This window comes from Paenibacillus pini JCM 16418, from assembly GCF_000576305.1.
GTDB lineage: Bacteria > Bacillota > Bacilli > Paenibacillales > Paenibacillaceae > Paenibacillus_AQ > Paenibacillus_AQ pini.
In genome coordinates this window covers 84,629-102,458 of record NZ_BAVZ01000010.1, presented here as the reverse complement: position 1 = coordinate 102,458, position 17,830 = coordinate 84,629, and the positions used below count along the sequence as shown (strand labels likewise).

General features: G+C 44.4%; 17 protein-coding genes and 2 pseudogenes. 5 read left to right on the top strand and 14 right to left on the bottom strand.

Features of this window, described 5'->3' with window-relative positions:
* Window positions 1-171: 171 nt before the first annotated feature.
* The 5 genes from JCM16418_RS15135 to JCM16418_RS15115 all read right to left on the bottom strand — a co-directional run bounded on the left by JCM16418_RS15135 (window position 172) and on the right by JCM16418_RS15115 (window position 4,598).
* Window positions 172-855: an LrgB family protein gene (locus JCM16418_RS15135; protein WP_172679235.1), complete on the bottom strand. Its 684-nt coding sequence runs from the start codon at window positions 853-855 to the stop codon at window positions 172-174.
* A complete protein-coding gene (locus JCM16418_RS15130) occupies window positions 839-1,219 on the bottom strand; it encodes a CidA/LrgA family protein (protein ID WP_242403858.1) in 381 nt (126 codons plus the stop codon). Before JCM16418_RS15130 ends, JCM16418_RS15135 begins: the two co-directional genes overlap by 17 nt.
* 123 nt (window positions 1,220-1,342) lie before the next feature.
* On the bottom strand, window positions 1,343-2,224 hold the full coding sequence (locus JCM16418_RS15125; protein ID WP_242403857.1) for a carbohydrate ABC transporter permease: 882 nt from the start codon (window positions 2,222-2,224) through the stop codon (window positions 1,343-1,345).
* Between the two features lie 12 nt (window positions 2,225-2,236).
* The gene (locus JCM16418_RS15120) at window positions 2,237-3,136 is read right to left on the bottom strand and encodes a carbohydrate ABC transporter permease (RefSeq protein WP_081765459.1); all 900 of its coding nucleotides are present in this window, start codon (window positions 3,134-3,136) and stop codon (window positions 2,237-2,239) included.
* Window positions 3,137-3,221: 85 nt separating this feature from the next.
* Window positions 3,222-4,598, bottom strand: coding sequence for an ABC transporter substrate-binding protein (locus JCM16418_RS15115; RefSeq protein ID WP_036650461.1), 1,377 nt, complete (start codon window positions 4,596-4,598; stop codon window positions 3,222-3,224).
* A gap of 213 nt (window positions 4,599-4,811) precedes the next feature.
* On the opposite strand from JCM16418_RS15115, the gene JCM16418_RS15110 reads away from it, so the two are divergent.
* The 4 genes and pseudogenes from JCM16418_RS15110 to udk all read left to right on the top strand — a co-directional run bounded on the left by JCM16418_RS15110 (window position 4,812) and on the right by udk (window position 9,075).
* Complete coding sequence (locus tag JCM16418_RS15110; RefSeq protein ID WP_081765458.1) at window positions 4,812-6,482, top strand: response regulator; 1,671 nt, start codon at window positions 4,812-4,814, stop codon at window positions 6,480-6,482.
* 65 nt (window positions 6,483-6,547) lie between these two features.
* Window positions 6,548-6,760, top strand: a complete 213-nt coding sequence (locus JCM16418_RS15105) for a hypothetical protein (protein WP_148298826.1) — start codon at window positions 6,548-6,550, stop codon at window positions 6,758-6,760.
* On the top strand, window positions 6,721-8,283 hold the full coding sequence (locus tag JCM16418_RS15100) for a sensor histidine kinase (RefSeq protein ID WP_081765457.1): 1,563 nt from the start codon (window positions 6,721-6,723) through the stop codon (window positions 8,281-8,283). The genes JCM16418_RS15105 and JCM16418_RS15100 overlap by 40 nt, the downstream gene beginning before the upstream one ends.
* Before the next feature lie 157 nt (window positions 8,284-8,440).
* Window positions 8,441-9,075, top strand: a pseudogene (gene udk, locus JCM16418_RS15095) (uridine kinase).
* A 114-nt stretch (window positions 9,076-9,189) separates the two neighbouring features.
* Here the strand turns inward: udk and JCM16418_RS15090 are convergent.
* Complete coding sequence (locus JCM16418_RS15090; protein WP_036650452.1) at window positions 9,190-9,831, bottom strand: NAD(P)-dependent oxidoreductase; 642 nt, start codon at window positions 9,829-9,831, stop codon at window positions 9,190-9,192.
* 95 nt (window positions 9,832-9,926) lie between these two features.
* Window positions 9,927-10,364 carry an Rrf2 family transcriptional regulator gene (locus tag JCM16418_RS15085; RefSeq protein WP_036650450.1) on the bottom strand — a complete coding sequence of 146 codons (438 nt, stop codon included), beginning with the start codon at window positions 10,362-10,364 and terminating at the stop codon, window positions 9,927-9,929.
* A 238-nt stretch (window positions 10,365-10,602) separates the two neighbouring features.
* Between JCM16418_RS15085 and JCM16418_RS15080 the strand changes: the two genes are divergently transcribed.
* On the top strand, window positions 10,603-11,607 hold the full coding sequence (locus JCM16418_RS15080) for a hypothetical protein (RefSeq protein ID WP_148298825.1): 1,005 nt from the start codon (window positions 10,603-10,605) through the stop codon (window positions 11,605-11,607).
* Window positions 11,608-11,749: 142 nt separating this feature from the next.
* Here the strand turns inward: JCM16418_RS15080 and JCM16418_RS15075 are convergent, their stop codons facing one another.
* From JCM16418_RS15075 to JCM16418_RS15045, 7 genes and pseudogenes are all read right to left on the bottom strand, one after another.
* Window positions 11,750-12,853: a P-loop NTPase family protein gene (locus JCM16418_RS15075; protein ID WP_036650444.1), complete on the bottom strand. Its 1,104-nt coding sequence runs from the start codon at window positions 12,851-12,853 to the stop codon at window positions 11,750-11,752.
* Window positions 12,854-13,016: 163 nt separating this feature from the next.
* Window positions 13,017-13,847, bottom strand: a complete 831-nt coding sequence (thiD, locus tag JCM16418_RS15070; RefSeq protein WP_036650443.1) for a bifunctional hydroxymethylpyrimidine kinase/phosphomethylpyrimidine kinase — start codon at window positions 13,845-13,847, stop codon at window positions 13,017-13,019.
* A gap of 81 nt (window positions 13,848-13,928) precedes the next feature.
* Window positions 13,929-15,050 carry a glycine oxidase ThiO gene (gene thiO, locus JCM16418_RS15065; RefSeq protein ID WP_036650572.1) on the bottom strand — a complete coding sequence of 374 codons (1,122 nt, stop codon included), beginning with the start codon at window positions 15,048-15,050 and terminating at the stop codon, window positions 13,929-13,931.
* 52 nt (window positions 15,051-15,102) lie between these two features.
* Window positions 15,103-15,888: a thiazole synthase gene (locus JCM16418_RS15060; protein ID WP_036650442.1), complete on the bottom strand. Its 786-nt coding sequence runs from the start codon at window positions 15,886-15,888 to the stop codon at window positions 15,103-15,105.
* Between the two features lie 5 nt (window positions 15,889-15,893).
* Complete coding sequence (gene thiS / locus JCM16418_RS15055) at window positions 15,894-16,091, bottom strand: sulfur carrier protein ThiS (protein ID WP_036650440.1); 198 nt, start codon at window positions 16,089-16,091, stop codon at window positions 15,894-15,896.
* A 23-nt stretch (window positions 16,092-16,114) separates the two neighbouring features.
* Window positions 16,115-16,728: pseudogene (gene thiE, locus JCM16418_RS15050) on the bottom strand (thiamine phosphate synthase).
* 70 nt (window positions 16,729-16,798) lie between these two features.
* Window positions 16,799-17,806 (bottom strand): ABC transporter substrate-binding protein, encoded by a 1,008-nt coding sequence (locus JCM16418_RS15045; RefSeq protein WP_242403856.1) that lies wholly within the window; start codon window positions 17,804-17,806, stop codon window positions 16,799-16,801.
* Between the last annotated feature and the right edge of the window lie 24 nt (window positions 17,807-17,830).

The following is a 17,830-nucleotide window of genomic DNA, read 5'->3' as shown; positions in this document are numbered from 1 at the left end:
TTATCCGAATTTATCCATATGATGCTTGGGTACACGATATTCATATTTAATGATTAAATCAACTCATTTAATTTACAGATAACGTTTGTATACTTCTTCAATTAAGCATAAACAATGTAACAAATGATAAAAAGCATGAACCCCATACTCAGGAATTCATGCTCTTTAACTTTAGTTCCATAGCCATGCAAGCGGCATTGCAAACACAGATACCCATATACCCGTAAGTCCCATACTAAAGCCGCTGACCGCTCCCATCCATTCGGAATCTTTGAGAACGCGCGCCGTTCCTATCCCATGGGATGTCGTGCCGATGGCCACACCAATAGCTGTCTCATCTGTAATACCGCATAATCGGAGTAAACTAGGACCCATCATACTTCCCATCAGTCCCGTCAGTACGGTTAGCACCGCGGTGAGTTCGGGATAACCACCGTACATCCGCGAGACTTCCATCGAGATTGGGGTCGTTGCTGATTTTGGCATGAGGGTCCACGCCATCTCACTCGTCCCACCCATTAGCAGCACGATGGCTCCAGTACTAAGCAGACCACAAACTGCACCAACCGTAATGCCTGATAATATAGACTTCCAGCTGCGGCGAATCTGATCTGCATGCTTATAAATAGGAACGCCCAAGGCAATCGTTGCGGGTCCAAGAATAAACGTCAGCCATGAGCCGCCCTGCTGGTAATTTTCAACCGGAATATGTAGTGACATAAGTAGAAGGATGATGACAATGCTAGTCATAAATAAAGGGTGCACTCGTTTATAGCGTTTCTGTAGTGATATCATCACAGCATAAACGATGACTGTAATCGAGATGCCGAACAGAGGATTAGCCGTGATGGACATGTGTCTCATCCTCTTTTCGATTCAGTGCACGGGTATGAAGTAATCTCTGTACGAGTCCCCCTGTAATGATTAGTGTGAAGATGAAGCTCAAGACTCCCCCACTAGCCAATACCGCCCAATGCTCTTTAATATACGGAAAGAAGGTAATACTTCCCACAATAACAGGTATGAAAAAAAGGCTCATGTTCTTTAATAGAAACGACGAGGTATCTTCTACTTTTTGCACAGGTACCCACTTTAGAAATAATGCTGCAATGAATAGGAGTAGTCCGATTACATTCCCAGGCAGCAAGATGCCGGTCCACTTCTGAATAAGCCAGCCTGCTAATTGAAAACCAAGAAGTATTGCAAATCCATTCATCATTGTCCTCCTGTATACGGACTCAGGATCGTAATGGAGCCCGGAGTCGTAGTATCGAATCCAGCCTCACATTACGCTAAAATGACGGATCTAGCAAGAACATATTGCACCCGTTTGTTTGGGTTCTTAACCTTTGACTGCACCCATGGTGATACCTTGCGTAAACGCCTTTTGGAACAAGAGGAAGATCGCAATCATCGGAACCGAAGCAAGCGCTGCTCCAGCCATCATCACCCCATAGTTTGTAGTGAACTCACCCTGTAGTGTTGCAATTCCAAGAGGCAGAGTCATCATCGATGTTGAGCGAGTCATGATGAGCTGGCTGAAATAATCATTCCAAGAGCCAATGAACGTGAAGATTGCAAGTGCTCCTAAAGCTGGAGTAAGTAGTGGAAGGATAATGGTAGAGAACATTCGGATCTCTGAACATCCATCGATTCTCGATGCCTCCATCACTTCACTTGGAATCGTCTGCGAAAATTGTTTCATCAGAAATACACCGAAGGGCCAACCGATAGCTGGTAAAATTAAACCATGATACGTATTTACCCAGCCGAAATCAGCTAACATCGTAAAGAGCGGTACAAGAATAACCTGTTTCGGTAGTGCCATAGCGGCAACGAACATGCCGAATATGAGTTTGCGACCCGGAAATACCTTCTTCGCTAGCACGTATCCGGCAAGAGATGCGACCAGACATACAGCGATCATCTCGACAAATGAGATCAGAAAGCTATTAAATGTCCAACGCCATACCGGATTCTTGAATAAGTCTGACAAGTTCTGAAGTGTGGGATGAAGTGGAAACCATTCGGGTGGAATGGCTGTTGCCACCGTTTGTTTCTTGAAAGCTCCCGTGATAATCCAATAAAACGGGAAGATGAAGAACAAGGTGGATAGGATCAACAAGAAATTAGAAATGATCTTGCCAATGCTCCATTCCCGTTTCTTTCGTACTTTGGGACTTGGAAGGCCTGCCTTCATATTAGCTTGTATAGATGAACTCATATGGTAATCCTCCTAGTACTCCACATCGCTGCCAAGGTATTTGAATTGAATAGTGGAAATAATACCGATTACAACCGCGAGCACAATGCCCATGGCCGATGCCATTCCAAAGTTTCCGAGCTTAAATGCCTGTTCATATACGCCATACATGACGGTGGTTGTACTGTAGAAAGGACCACCAGAAGTAAGTAGCTGGATTAAGGCAAAACATTGGAATGTATTGATCGTCGTAATTACGATAATGTACAGATTGGTTGGCATTAACATCGGCCAAATGATTTTCCGGAATATTTGCCATGAGGATGCTCTATCAATTTGAGCGGCTTCGATATACGAAGTCGGGATATTACCAAGTGATGCCACGTATAGAATAATCGGCTGTCCAACCGAAGTCGTAATAAGCACAGCGATAATCGACAGCAGAGCTGTTTTCGTATTTCCAAGCCAAGAGATCGGATCTGCTCCGAATAACCCGGTTATATAGTTCAAAATCCCGTAATTCGGGTGATAAATCCAGCCCCATACGACGGTGATACTTACAACAGAAGATACCGCCGGTAAGTAGAAGACGCCTCTAAAGAAGGAACGTGCGAATTCTTTCTTCTTATAAATATTCATAGCTACAAAGATCGAAAATACGATAACGACTGGAACCGTAATAATAACGAGCAGCGACGTATTCCAAAGCGATTTCAGAAAGGTTTCATTATGAAATAACGAAATATAATTATCCAAACCCGTAAACTCAAATTTCCGTAATGAGTAATTGAAAAAACTGATATAAATTCCTTTTAGCATTGGATAAGCGACGAAGATTAGAAAAAATCCAAATGCCGGAAGTAAAAACAAATAGCTCATGAGCCAGTCGCGTAATACATGTTGATTTACCTTACGGACTCTTGTCTCCATCATTGCTCTCCTCATTCCATGTCTTGTTGAAAGGAGTAGCACACTTCGATCGCGTACTACTCCAAACAACTTTTATTTGTATGTTAGTTTATTTTTTAGCTTCTGCTTTAGCTTTTGTGATGGCTTCGTTTGCTTTTTCAGCGAATGAATCGAGTGCTTCTTTACCCGTTGCTTTACCGATCAGAGCGCGCTGCAATTCAGGGAACCAGTACGTACGAATTTCAGCATATCCGTCAGCAACTGTTGGAGGATTTGTATAGAATTCACGTGCTTTTTCGGCATATGTGTACTCAGGATCGTTATACAAACCAGTAATTGAATTACGAGCAGACAGACCGCCTGTTTGAATTAGATTCTTCTTACCCCATTCTGGATCATTAGCGATAAAATCAATCAATTTCTTGGATGCAGCAATCTTAGCGTCATCACCGTTGTTAAATACCGCCATACCCCCAAGATAAGGCTCAAGTCTTGGCTTTGCACCATCAATCGTTGGGAATGGAAGAAGGATATCTTCAAATTCAGCTTTTTTAAGCGTCACGTTCTGTGCTCTAAGTACAGGAGAATAGTTCAGTGAAATTGCTAGTTTACCTTGTAGGAATAGGTCATTCACATCGCCACCTGTTAGTGATTCGGATCCTCCAACGACTAATTTGTCCTTCACACCTTGGACGATCCAGTCGAGTGCAGCTCCCGCTTTGTCGGTGTTGATTGCTACTTTGGAATAGTCATCCGTAAAGAAGCTAGCATTACCGAGGTTCGAAATATAAGCGCGTGTTCCTTGGTCTCCTGCTTGGCTCTTCGCGAAGAATCCAGAAGGAATCACGTCTGGTGCCTTTTCCTTAACAGCTTGTAGAGCCTTCTTGTATTCATCAAAAGACCATGTGCGATCTGGACGATCCAATGGCAATAGATTTAATGCACCAATTTTCTCAAATACGGTTTTATTAACACCCAGCATAAATGGAGCTGTATTGATCGGATACATATAGACCTGATCGCCAACCATGGATTGTTTCATTAGCGCAGGTGAAACGTCATTCTTCACTTCATCCGTGATCATATCGTTCAGTGGAGCTAATAAGTCCTTCTTACCCCAATCTAGAATTCGACCAGGAGCATCATAGATGACATCAGGAGCTGTATTTGAAGCAATCGCTACATTGAGCTTCTCAGGACCAGCTTCAAATGTAAGCATTTCTAGATTAACTTTGATATCCGGATTTTTTTGATTGAAAGCTGCAATAACTTGTTTTTCGTATTTCCCAACTTCTCCATCCAAGGCTTGAAAGCTCGGAAAGTTCCACCATGTAATCTCTACTGGCTTAGCCGTATTTGATGGTGTCGTTTCTTTACCTGCTTCACTTGACTTTGGGGTCTCTGCGGTCGATCCACATGCTGCTAGTTGTGTGCTGATGAGCGTAATTCCTAGTAAAGACATAATCCCTTTTTTGAAAGTTCTCATTTCTTTCCCCCTAAATAATTGAAGTCGTATTTAATATAGCGCTTTCATTTACTATTATAGAGGCATAAATCCACCTTCTTGAATACCCCTATCTTTACTTTCATACCTCAAAATTGACTCTTCCCAAATATTGTTTGTTGCATTTCGTTCACATCCGATACAATCGATATACTACTTAATATAGGAACCTAAAGCTAAAGCATCGGGGGTTTGATGATGTATAAATTGATGGTCGTAGAGGATGAACCGTTAATTCGCATGGGGCTTAAAAAGTATTTTGAATGGGAGGAGCTTGGCTTTCACGAGATCGTCGAAGCAGAGAATGGCTCCGAGGGTGTGGATATTGCACTCAGAGAGCGCCCAGATCTTATCATTACAGATATTCGCATGCCTCTAATGGATGGCCTTGAAATGATAGAACGACTCCGCAAAGAGCTACCGGATACTCTATTTGTCATATGGACTGGATATAATGAGTTTGCCTATGCCCAGAGAGCTATTCGCTTAGGTAATGTATTTGCCTATCTACTAAAACCCCTTCAATATGCCGAGAGTATTAAGACGATCCATGACTGTATTGAGAAGCTCGATTTACGGCGTGAACAACAGATTTCCGCTCTCTCGATCCGTAAAGATCTTAAAGACAACATGAAGCTGAAGCGTAGTCAATTCGTGAAGCAATTAATAGAAGACGGCAACATTTCTACCGAGATCGACGTACTAAGTGAGTTATGTGGCATCAACGCGGAGGAATGCTCGCTACAGCCTTTTGTATTATCTTATGTACCTTCGTCCTTCCCATCGCCACAATCTAGAACTTGGTGGTGGCAGAATGCCGAACGCATTCTTATAAACGTACTTCATTCCTACCTAGGAAAAGGGAGTGACCAACAGCCACTTTTCACCTATCAACATCATTCTAAATTGTATGCGTTTACAGTTTGTGGAGTAGATGGTGAGGATAAAATAGCTACACCTATTTTAGAAGAATGCATACAGCAACAACTTACATTAGTACTTCAAAATGAAGGTGCAGCGCCAGATGTGCATCTTTATGTAGCAGTAGGCCAGGTCACTTCGGATATTCAGACCCTACCCTCCTTACTACTACAATCCGACAAAGCACTCTTTCAGCGCTTTATACCTTCGGGCCATCAGGTCTTTGAGATTCAGCCCATAGCGGCCGAGCCTGTAAAAGGAGCTGCTATCCCTTTTAGTGAAAACGATAAAATAAAGCTGCAATCTTTTCTTGAACAAGGTGATGTTCAGCAATTACAGCAATTCATGAATCGCTTGGCTATTGATTCGCAGTCTAAAGTGCAACAGTTGTCTCTAGAGCAGTGGCTCAGCTTCATCCAAGAAATTATTGCCGTTGCCATCCGTTTCGCGGGCAAGCACGGTATCAATATGGAAGAACGATATCATGAAAAACTGATCTATCTCAGCTTTCTCGATGATTTCGATTCAATCACAGCATTATTTGAATGGATTACCGCTTGGATGATCCAGCTTGGTATCGATTCAGGTGAATCCTTGAGGAACATCGGTACTACGGATACAGCCATGTTCGAGCAGATCGAAGCCTATATTTTGCAGCACATTGATCAGGAAATTACGCTACAGATGGTGGCAGACCGATTCTTTTATAATCCGTCTTACCTCAGCCGTCTCTTCAAAGCAAAACTTAATAAAAACTACATGACCTTCGTCACCGAGATTCGAATGGAGTACGCAAAGCGTTGTCTACTTCAATCCAATTACGCCATGACAGATGTCTGTTTGATGTGCGGATATACGAGCTATAAGCATTTTGTCAAAACCTTTAAGAAATTCACCAACATGGCACCCACCGAATATCGAAAGCAAATGGGGATGATGGATTGATCAGACCGCTACAGTTTCGCAAGCTCTTTTACATGAGGCATTTAAACACCCAGATCTTTGCCCTCATGATTCTAACCATTACGATTCCGCTCATGCTAATTTCGGGGGTCATTTATTATGTATCGCTTCAGACGGTTAAAGCCGAATATAAGAATAGCTCCAATCTAATTCTGAACAATTTGTCGTTTAATATTGATCAATATTTGCAAAGTATTGAGAAGGGTACCTTTATGCTCATATGGATGGGCAGCTTCAGAATGCGCTTGAGAAGTGGATGAGCAAGCCAGAGGAAGATCAGAAGCTCAACTATCAGAATGTCATTCAGCATTTTATCGCTACACTTGAAATGACCATTAAGAATGTAAATAGCGTACAGATCTACTCTGGTAATCAGCTCTTCTATTCCGCCAATTTCAATCGCGCAGATATCGATTACGAAAATTTCGAACAGGATGAATGGTATAAGAAGACCGTCCAGAGAAAAGGTGCAATCGTTATCTTTGGCACACATACTCCTTTTCACAAAATGAACTCCACGGAGAAGGTGATCTCCATTGCCCGCGTCATTAATAAGACGGGTGGCAAGCAGCCGCTCGGCGTCATGCTAGTCGATATTAGGCTCGATTCACTGAGTGAAATTCTGAATTTGTCGGAAAATACGAAGCGTAATTTTGTCATTACAGATCAAACGGGCGCAATCATATACGCCTCAAATAATCTGGACATATCCAAACCACTACAAATGGACAGACAAGTGTTCAGCAAGGTGCTGAACGAGCAATCGGGTAGCTTCAACACTACTTTTGCAGCACATAGCTCCTATTTGAACTTTGTCACTTCCCCTTATTCCGGTTGGAAAGTCATTCAATATATGGACGAGAAAGAAATGACGAAGGATTCTGCCCTACTTAGTACAATCATCCTTGCCCTTGCTGTTGGTTCCATTGGCATGGCGGTTCTCTTCATGATTATCATGCGCTCACGCGTGACAGAACCGATTATTTTCCTGAAAAGACAGGTTGAGAAGGTCGGTATGGGTAATTTCGATGTTGATCTGGGAAGTACTCGGCGTGATGAATTTGGTGTACTTTATCAAGGACTGCGTAAAATGGTGGAGGAATTGCAAAACTATATCGAACGTTCTTCGAGGGCAATAGTCCAGCAAAAGGTAGCCCGTTTAGGCGCGCTCAAGAGTCAGATCAATCCTCATTTCTTAGCAAACACGCTTGAATCCGTTCAAATGAAGGCCATCCTGAGCGGAGATCGAGAAATTGCTGAAATGGTTGGGACATTAGGACAACTCTTCCGCATTCATACACAGATGAGCAAGGATATTATTCCGCTACATCAGGAGCTTGAGCATATTCGTCTATACGTCAAAGTACAACAAATGCGTTTCGGCGATAAAATTCAATATGTTGAGAATTTAGCACCTGATACGGAATCCTTACAGGTTGTCCACTTCTCACTACAACCGCTCATTGAGAACGCTATTATTCATGGACTTGAACGTCAGGTCGGTGCGGGATTGCTTGAAGTCTCTTCAACCCTCTCTGAAAATCTTTTACTCATTACCATTCGTGATAACGGGACGGGTGTGAGCCATGAACAGCTGCTCAACCTACAGCAACGGATCTCTAACCATTCTGATGTAGATATGGACAGCCATATTGGACTTATTAACGTTAATGAGCGTATTCGCTTATATTTTGGGGAACAATATGGAATCTATATCCATAGTGAACTTGGCGAAGGAACAACAATTACCATCCGACTTCCAGCACTTCCCTATCGATTATAAGAGTCCATGAAAGTGTACAGACTCTTTATCCATCATATTGTCGAAATTTGAAATTTACCTACGAAATTTTACCCGCGTCGAGGTGTAAAAATGTGCACTCTGTGCTACAATACTGGAATTGCAACGGGAATTATCCCAGGGAGGATTATAAATCAACATGCTCATTATTGGTATCGCCGGCGGCACCGGCTCTGGAAAAACGACTGTGGCTCGCTCTGTCATTGAACGTCTTGAATCGAGCAAAGTGACTTTCATATCTCAAGACAGCTACTATAAAGATCATTCGAGCCTCAGCATGGCTGAGCGAGAATTAATTAACTATGACCATCCGTTTGCCTTCGACAACGGACTGTTAACGGAGCACCTCTCACTTCTTAAAGAAGGAAAGACTGCATTTGCTCCAGTATATGATTTCACTGTTCATGCACGTTCTGAAGTGGAGACGCTTGAGCTGAAGCCTAGCAATATCGTCATTCTAGAAGGACTACATGTCCTTTCTGATGAGAACCTTCGTGCTCTACTCGACATTAAGGTGTTCGTTGATACCGATCCCGATGTACGCATTCTGCGCCGGGTCGTTCGAGATATTGAAGAACGCGGACGGACTATTCAGTCTATTCGTCAGCAATATTTAAATACGGTAAAGCCAATGCACGAGGCGTTTATAGAGCTTCTAAGAAATATGCGGATCTAATCATTCCGGAGGGCGGGCAAAATGAGGTTGGTATTCAGTTACTATCCATTTTGACGGAGAAGTTCCTAACAGGCGACCGCACTTGGGGCGAAGTCTAAAGATTGGACAAGTTGTTTCGAGTAAAGTTTCGGTAGAAACCACTGAAAAAAAGGGGGGCCCAGAAGCCATGTAAATGGCTTCTGGGCCCCCCTTTTTTTGTTTTTACACGTGCGTTATTCAGACTCTGAAACCAGTGTGAACCGAGACTTCACATGCTTCGGAGTTTCGATCTCATCCAAGATCGCTATTGCATAATCGGCATAACTAACATGGCTTTCTCCTTTAGAGTTAACCAAGAGATTATCTTTTCCAATCTGATACGTACCCGTCCGTTTACCTTCTGGATTAAAAAAGGCCGCAGGACTAACAAATGTCCACTGGATGCCTGATGTCTTTTGTAGTTCCTCTAAATTCTTACCTTGGCTCGATGCTGTCGCTTTATAAATTTCTGGGAACTCAGGAGTATCTATTAGACGAATTGTTTGAGCTTCATCCACAAACAGACTTCCTGCACCTCCCACCACAATGAGACGTGTGTTTGGCGCTCCCTCGAAAGCTTGGATCAGCACTCTACCCGCATCAACATGCAGTTGCTCTTGACCCTGTGGTGCTCCAAAAGCATTTACAACAACATCAAAAGCAGCAACATCTTGCGAATTTAAATCAAATAAATCCTTTTCAATTACTGCTACGTTATCTGTGTTAATTTTGGATGCGTCACGTACGATTGCGGTTACTTCATGTCCTCTTGCCACTGCTTCAGAAAGAATTTCACTTCCTGCCTTACCACTTGCTCCAATAATTGCTATCTTCATAAAATGATGACCTCCGTTAAATGGTTTGAATGGGGAGTTACGAAGCCGCAGTGCTTTTTGTTGTAACTTCAGCAGTTACAACAACTCCAAAAAAATTACGATTTCATTTTGATCTGTTTTGCAAGAACCGTAACGAGTTCTTCCAGCGTAATGTCAGATAGAACCTTCTCCATTGCTTCCTGCGCGCGAGTTAACAGTAGCTCAAGGACGATCTGAATGTTAGCTCCTACGGGACATTCCGGATTTGGCTCCTCGTGAATATGAAATAGTTCTCCTTCTTCGACCACATCCACAGCACGGTAAACATCCAGTAAGCTGACTTCATTAAGTTCCTTCAGCAGGAATGCACCGCCACTGCCTGCACGAACATTCACAAATCCCGCTTTCTTAAGCTGCCCCAATACTCTCCTAATAATCACCGGATTTGTTCCAACGCTTCCCGCAATCCATTCCGATGTACTATGAGCGGTCTTCGAGATCGCAAGCAAAGACATAATGTGTACAGCTATGGAAAAGCGACTGCTAATCTTCATATGTAACACCCTTTCGTTGTAACTATTATAGTTACAACCAGTTATTCAAGTCAAGTTTATAAAAGTGTCAATTATATCCCCTTGTGAATAGGCTATATCATCAAATTCATTTCTGGAGGTTCCCCTATATGACTACGAACGGATATCCGTATGGATCCCAATATCAACAGCAGCCTGTTCATCCATACTATTCTACTTACGACCAACGTTCAACGTATCCATACGCCTTTCAATACCCTTGTCCTCATTATTTTTATTGGTACCCGTCACCTTATCGGGCAGTTCATTCTTATGGCGTAGTCAATCATCAGCATATCCCGTTCCCGTTCCTTACTACTCCCATACTTCTTATTCTAGTGCTCCTTACCCAAATGCTCCATATGCTAATGATTCATATGATACACAGCCTCAATATTTCGAAACAAACCGGCTCGAGTCAACTCCTAATGGGTACAGCATCAAACTCAATAATGCAGCCGAAGAACATGAGAATGAGAATGCGATTCCGAATGGGAATGAAAATCCGAAGGGATTCCATATGGAGACAGGCGGAGAAGTTGGTGGTGAGCATGGCGTCGGTTTTCATGTTGGAGGACATGTCGACGGACATGGTTTAAATACCCATGCCGATACGCATATTGGCGGCGAGAAATACGGTCTTGGCGCTCATGGAGAAGCAGATTTAAATGATAAGAAGGGTTTGAATTTTGACACGGGCGGTAAGGTTGGCGGTAAGTACGGCCTTGGTGCCCACGCTGACGGCCATATGGGCATCAAGCAAGGTGTTGGCTTTAATACGGAAGCGCAGGTTGGCGGTACTCATGGCCTCGGAGCTCAGTTCAACAGCCAGCTTGGTGGTGGCAAAGGCGCCGGACTAAGTACTGGAGCCCACCTAGGTGGCGAGCATGGTCTTGGTGTTAACGCCAATGCCCATCTGGGCGGCGGTCACGGTGTGGGTGTTCATACAGATGCCTCACTGGGTGGTGAAAAAGGTTTAGGCGCTCAATTAAATGCTCAGGTTGGTGGCGGTAAATTAGCTGATATCAACACAGGGGCTCAAATCGGTGGTGAAAAAGGCGTTGGTGCTCATGCCGATGCCAAGGTCGGCGGCGGTCAAGGTGTAAGCTTCAAAATCGGTGGGAATGTAGGAAGCCATGATGGCCACATAGGCATCAATATTGGCAAAGATAAGGATAAAGAAGAAAAAGATAAGGAAGCTAGCAAATTCAAAAAAGCGTATTAATACCTATCTACTGACTATGATTGAATCACGGTAGCTTGAATAGATTGAGAAGAGCCTTCAGATGAATCATCTGATGGCTCTTTTTACAATACTCTAATTTCAATAATTCGTTATATACTGAGATTGCTAAGAGTCTGGCTATTTAAATATCTTTTCTCTGATAGATCAGACCTGTCTCCGTCCAGCGGCTTATCAGATCCGAGCCACCCATTATGATTTTATTCTCCGAGTCCATAGTTAGAATGACTGGCAAGTCACGGATATAAAACTCCTTAGAAGAACGTGGATGCAGTTTATGTGGATGACCGCTCGGATCAATCATAAAATATTCGTCAGCGATGCGCTCCACTTTAAGCGTAAGTCCAAGCTGGCTATTGGAGAACTCTCCCTCATCGAATGTTGTTGGAGTATCCTGAATAGGCGTCAGCCCACAAAACGAAAGTAGCTGATGCTCATATATAGGCCAGTCCCCAGAAGTTACGTCAATCGAAAGCTTAGGACAAGGTGCCTTCTCATAAAGTTCCTGTGCTAAAAGATGATAATCTGCTAAAAAGTCGAAATACGAATCCACTTGATCGGGGCGATGCATGTAATACGGTCTATGTCGGTCCCTATTCCAAATTAGCTGAAAAAAAGCTTCGCCTCGTACCTGTCTAAGATGATCGATTGCATCCGTGACGGAATTACGATACAGCATAATCAATTTGGGTTGAAGTGGCATAACGATTTCCCATAAGGCATCAGTAAAGTGAGCAAGCATATGTTTCGGAGCGTTAGCTAATTGAAACGTAAATATTTGATATTGAAAAATACAACTATCCAATAGGACCACTTGTTCAGGTTCCTCTGCAGCCTTTTTAGCGAATACCCTCCATTTTTCTAATGCGATATCCATATACTCTTCGACCGTGCAGTTCCAAGCATCCTTCTCCTGAAGTTCAATAAATGCCTTCTCAGATATGTCCTTCTGGTAATTCCATGACAGCTCAAGCAAATCAATCCCAACGGTTTGTTCACGGATTTGCACAAGGTTATCCATAAAAGAATGAACGAGATTATGCCGATTTTTCCAGTTTTGATACTCATCCATTGTTAAACATGCTTCATTGAAAAACAAAACCGGATGAGGGCGATCCAATTCATGTACCCATCTAGTTTTGAAGCCATTTCGTTCGAACTGACGATAGAGTAACCCTGAATTCGTTGATTTACCAGCTCCAGGCAACCCTTCCACAAAGACAAGCATAAGATCCTCCTATATGTACTGTTTCTAAGGTTAGAGTTGATGACCTTTTCAAGTTTTAATTCTTCTTTTAATTGGAAATTAAGTCTTTTTGTAACTGTATAGTAAATTAACATTATAGACAAGGTAGATTTCTATTAAGGATAAGGTATACGGGTTGGATAATTTAAGTGACTACCTTCATAGATCCCCGCCCATACGCCCAATGATTCGTAGGGCCATGCCCCCTACCAATCTGTATCCCATCCTCAATGGCAGCTTGAATGAAATCTTTCGCTCGACTCATCGCGTTCTCCATAATCATCCCCTCTGCAAGGCCAGCGGTGAGTACCGCAGAGAATGTGCATCCTGTTCCATGCGTATGTTCCGTATTCACTCTCTTCCCTGCCATCTCGGTAAAATGGCTCCCGTCATACAGCAGATCAATTGCCTCGGTGCCGGAGTCATGACCTCCCTTAATGATGACATATTTCGCACCTAAATCAGCAAGCCGTTTAGCGGCTTCTTGGCGATCAGCAATATGATGTATCACGATGCCCGTAAGCTTCTCAGCTTCGGGTATGTTAGGAGTTACCACTGTAGTAAGTGGTAACAGCTTCTGCGTCAAAGCGCGAATCGCCTCTTCCTGAAGCAATACAGACCCGCCTTTAGCGATCATCACAGGGTCCACAACCAGCTTCGACCATCCAAAATCGCGTATGGCTTCCGCTACGGCGAGTATAATTTCACTACTAAATAACATACCTGTCTTCACCGCATCCACACCGATATCGCTGCCAACTGAATGAATCTGCGCGGTGACAGCTTCTGGACTTAGCGGATATACAGCTTGTACGCCAAGCGTATTCTGGGCAGTGACCGCGGTGAGGGCAGACATGCCGTAGACACCAAGCTCCTGAAAAGTTTTCAGGTCAGCTTGAATACCTGCTCCCCCTCCACTATCGGAACCCGCAATGGTCAGTGCTTTGGCAATAGGTTTATTCACTTTTTGCTGCATTGCTTCGCCCCTCTCTGATCACCTCATCGATTCATACCACAAGTCCCACATGAGTTTCCACTCCATCTCTACGTCGCCAGCTCAACAGTTCCGAACACCAAACCGTTCCGGTGAAAAAGCCTGATAAGCATCCGCTGTCTTCTTGCCTTCTATTAAATCGGCTATATATTTCGCAGTTACCGGACTGAGCAGAATACCATTGCGATAATGCCCGGCAGCGAATATAACGCGCTTCGAGTCATGAATCGATCCAATCAAAGGCAGACCATCCTGTGTAGAAGGCCGCAGCCCCGCCCAACGATGAAAAGGAACATGATCCGCTAGGAAAGGAACCACCTGCTTATTCCATTTTCTTAGCCGCTCAATCCCCTTATCCGTCACGGATGTATCGAATCCGGCTACGTCCTCGGAAGCGCCGCATACCAAGTTAGAATTCTCTTTCCCGACCAAGTATCCCTGACTACTAAACACCATATGCTGAACTGGTTTATGCTCTGCCCGATATGCACAAATTTGTCCGCGAATAGGATACACAGGAATCTCAATATTAAAGGTATTCGCCAGTTCCTGCGCCCAAGCCCCTGAACAAACAACCAATCGGTCTCCGTTAAAATACCGCTTATTCGCCGCCTGAATCAGGATTTCATGCTTCCATTCCTTAACCGTAAGCCGCTCCAAATGCTCATGGATCTCAACTCCGATCACTCGGCACGCCATCTCAAGCGCATGTACATAATCCGGTGCGTAGAGATGGCTCTCTTCTGGCGTATATAGCGCCGCCTGCACATTCCGTGACAGCATCGGTTCCATGCGGAATAATTTATCTCCCGCTAGGATGGTGCCCGATGAACCGAATTGCCGTTGCCATAGAAGTCTACCCTCCAGCGCCAACATATCCGCATCATGATAGGCGATATATAAACTGCCTGAGTTCGTATACTCAAACGTTTCACCTGAAATCTGCTTCACCTGTTGCTGCCACTCAGGATATAGTTGCAGGCTCTCTAGACAAAGCTGGAAGAACTCATCTGGCCCCTCCAAATTCTCTGAATATGGCGCCAGCATACCTGCTGCTGCTCCCGAAGCTTGACCGCCGCATTGATCTTTCTCCAGCAACGTGACCTGAAATCCACGTTTCTTCAATTCAAAAGCGCAGGATAAACCAATAATGCCGCCGCCCATAATAAGGATCTTCTCTTTCAATTGAATCCCTCTCTTTGCTGCCTTATTACTCGCACCTGTTGTTCCATTCATATTATTTCAATTGAAAAGCATCCAGCCCACTGCTTGCTGACGCATATTTCTTCTTCGTGATTCGGCCCGCTAAATAGGAGAGTCGCCCCGCTTCAATAGCTAGTCTCATCGCTTTTGCCATGCGTACTGGATCGGTAGCCTTCGCAACAGGCGTATTCATAAGTACACCAGACACACCAAGCTCCATCGCCTGCACCACATCACTTGCCGATCCAAGACCTGCATCTACAATGATCGGAACATTCGCTTCTTCTACGATTAAGCCAATATGATACGGGTTAAGGATGCCAAGTCCTGTACCAATCGGTGCTGCTCCCGGCATCACCGCTGCTGCGCCTGCTTCCTCTAGACGTTTGCAAATAACGGGATCGTCCGAGGTATATGGTAGAACTGTAAAGCCTTCTTTTACGAGAACTTCCGTAGCCCTTAGCGTTTCGATAGGATCAGGTAGCAGCGTACGTTCATTTACACTAATTTCGACCTTGATCCAGTCACTAAGACCCGAAGCCCGCGCCAGACGCGCAATCCGCACCGCCTCATCCGCTGTTCTCGCACCTGACGTATTGGGAAGATAAATATAAGATTCATTGTGCAGATGCTGAAGGATGGAATCATCTTCGGTGTTCTCAAGATTGATGCGACGAATGGCGAATGTCAGCACCTCAGCACCCGATGCTTTGATAGCTTCCATTTGGACATATGGATTAGGAAATAATCCCGTTCCGAGAAAAAATCGCGAAGCTAAACAGCGTCCTCCTATGCGTAATACATCCGTTTCCGTTTGCATCCCTCTCACCCTCCTCCCACAAAATGTACTAATTCGATCCTCATATGATCCTGCACCGCTGTTGTCGCCCATTGCTCAGATGCATACACGGTACCGCCAGCTTCAACCACCACAGGCTTACCTGCGAGTCCAAAGTGCACAACGACATCCTGAATTGTAACGACATCCAGCTGATATTCATTTCCGTTCACGATAAGATTCAACTATTCTCACCTCTCAATAGTAATTACTTAAGTTTGCTGATAAAAGCCTCGCAAGTCCCTCGAACGTCCTTACTGCCAACAATCTCGCTAATCGCGCAGATGCGGGTCGCTCCTGCTGCAATGACTTCATCTACGTTATGCAGTTTGATGCCGCCAATGGCTACAAAAGGAATCTGGATGCTCTGTGCTACTTCCCTTACATACGATACAGATACCGGATCAACCACATCCTCCTTCGTTGCGGTCCGAAAAATCGGACCGACGCCAATGTAATCCGCGCCCTGCCGCTCCGCAAGTCTTGCTTCTGCAATCGCATGTGTGGAAATGCCGATGATTTTATCCCCAACAATCTTCCGCGCTTCAACAATCGACAGATCGCCTTGACCAAGATGAATACCATCTGCCTCTGATTTCAGCGCAATATCGATGTAATCGTTAACGATGAAAGTCACCTGATAGTGGCGTGTCAGCTCACGCAGCGCTTTAGCTTTTTGCAGCAGCTCTGTTTTGCCACTGGTTTTGTCCCTAAGCTGAATAATATCTACCCCCCAAGAATCGCTTCCTCCATCACATCGATCAAATGGCGCTCTGGATGGAATTGCTCACCGGTAATGGCATATAGCTTGAAATCTTTCATTTCGCTCACCGCCCTTTCCCTCCATCTACAAATCCCCCACTACATTCACAAACCAGTACCCACAATGAATTTATAGGTTACGAAAAGCCTCATTCGCCTTGATTTCCTTCTTCATAAGCTGGTGATTTGTTAACCAATCGATGGCTGAGTTCCAGGACGCTTCCGTCTGGCTGCCAAAAGGCTCTGCTCCTGCATCCATCAGCGGCAGCAAGACTTCAAGACTTTTTCTCTCAATTTCAGGGTCCAGCGGAAACTCCTTATCCTGCTTATCCAGCAGTACCTGTAACGACTCATCCGGATGCTGTGCGGTATATTCCTGCCCTTTGGTCGCGGCCTGTAGAAATTTCTTGATGGCATCCCCTTTATTCCTAAGCCCCTCTTCACTAGCTGCCAGCACTAATTCATAGTAGTCCGGTACGCCATATTCAGCAGGGTCAAACGTCTGAAGCTTCTCGCCTTCCTTCTCTAGCAGCAGCTTCTCATGATTTACGAAGCCCCCAATAATCGCATCTACTTTCTTGGTTGTCATTGATGGAATCAGGTCCCAGCCGACATCCACATAGTTCAGCTTGGCTGGGTCACCACCCTCTGCCCGCACCATCGTATTTACGATTGCTTCATCCATAGGTGAGGATGGATAACCAATTCTTTTACCAATCAAATCCTTCGGACTATTCATTTCAGCCGAATCTAGTGCAAATAATTGATTGAGCGGATGTCGTACAATTGCAGCTACCGATACAATCGGAATATCCTCCGAACGTGATACAGCAACCTGCATCTGGTAACTGAATGCGAGGTCCGCTTTCCCTGTCGCTACCAGCTTAATCGCGTCATTCGTATCCGCTGGCGTTTGCAGCTTCACGTTTAGGCCCGCCTCTTTGAAATATCCCTGCGCCTGCGCCGCATATAGGAAGGTATGTACCGCGTTCGGATACCAATCTAGCAGGACCGTCAGATCTGTTAGCTCTGCGTTGCTAGATTCCTTGGATGAAGAAGTACAGCCTGTTAGTCCTATGAATGTGAGTGTACAAACAAGAAGTAGACACGCACTTTTGTTCCATATTCGAGATTTCAATGTTATTTCCGCCTCTCTCTTCAA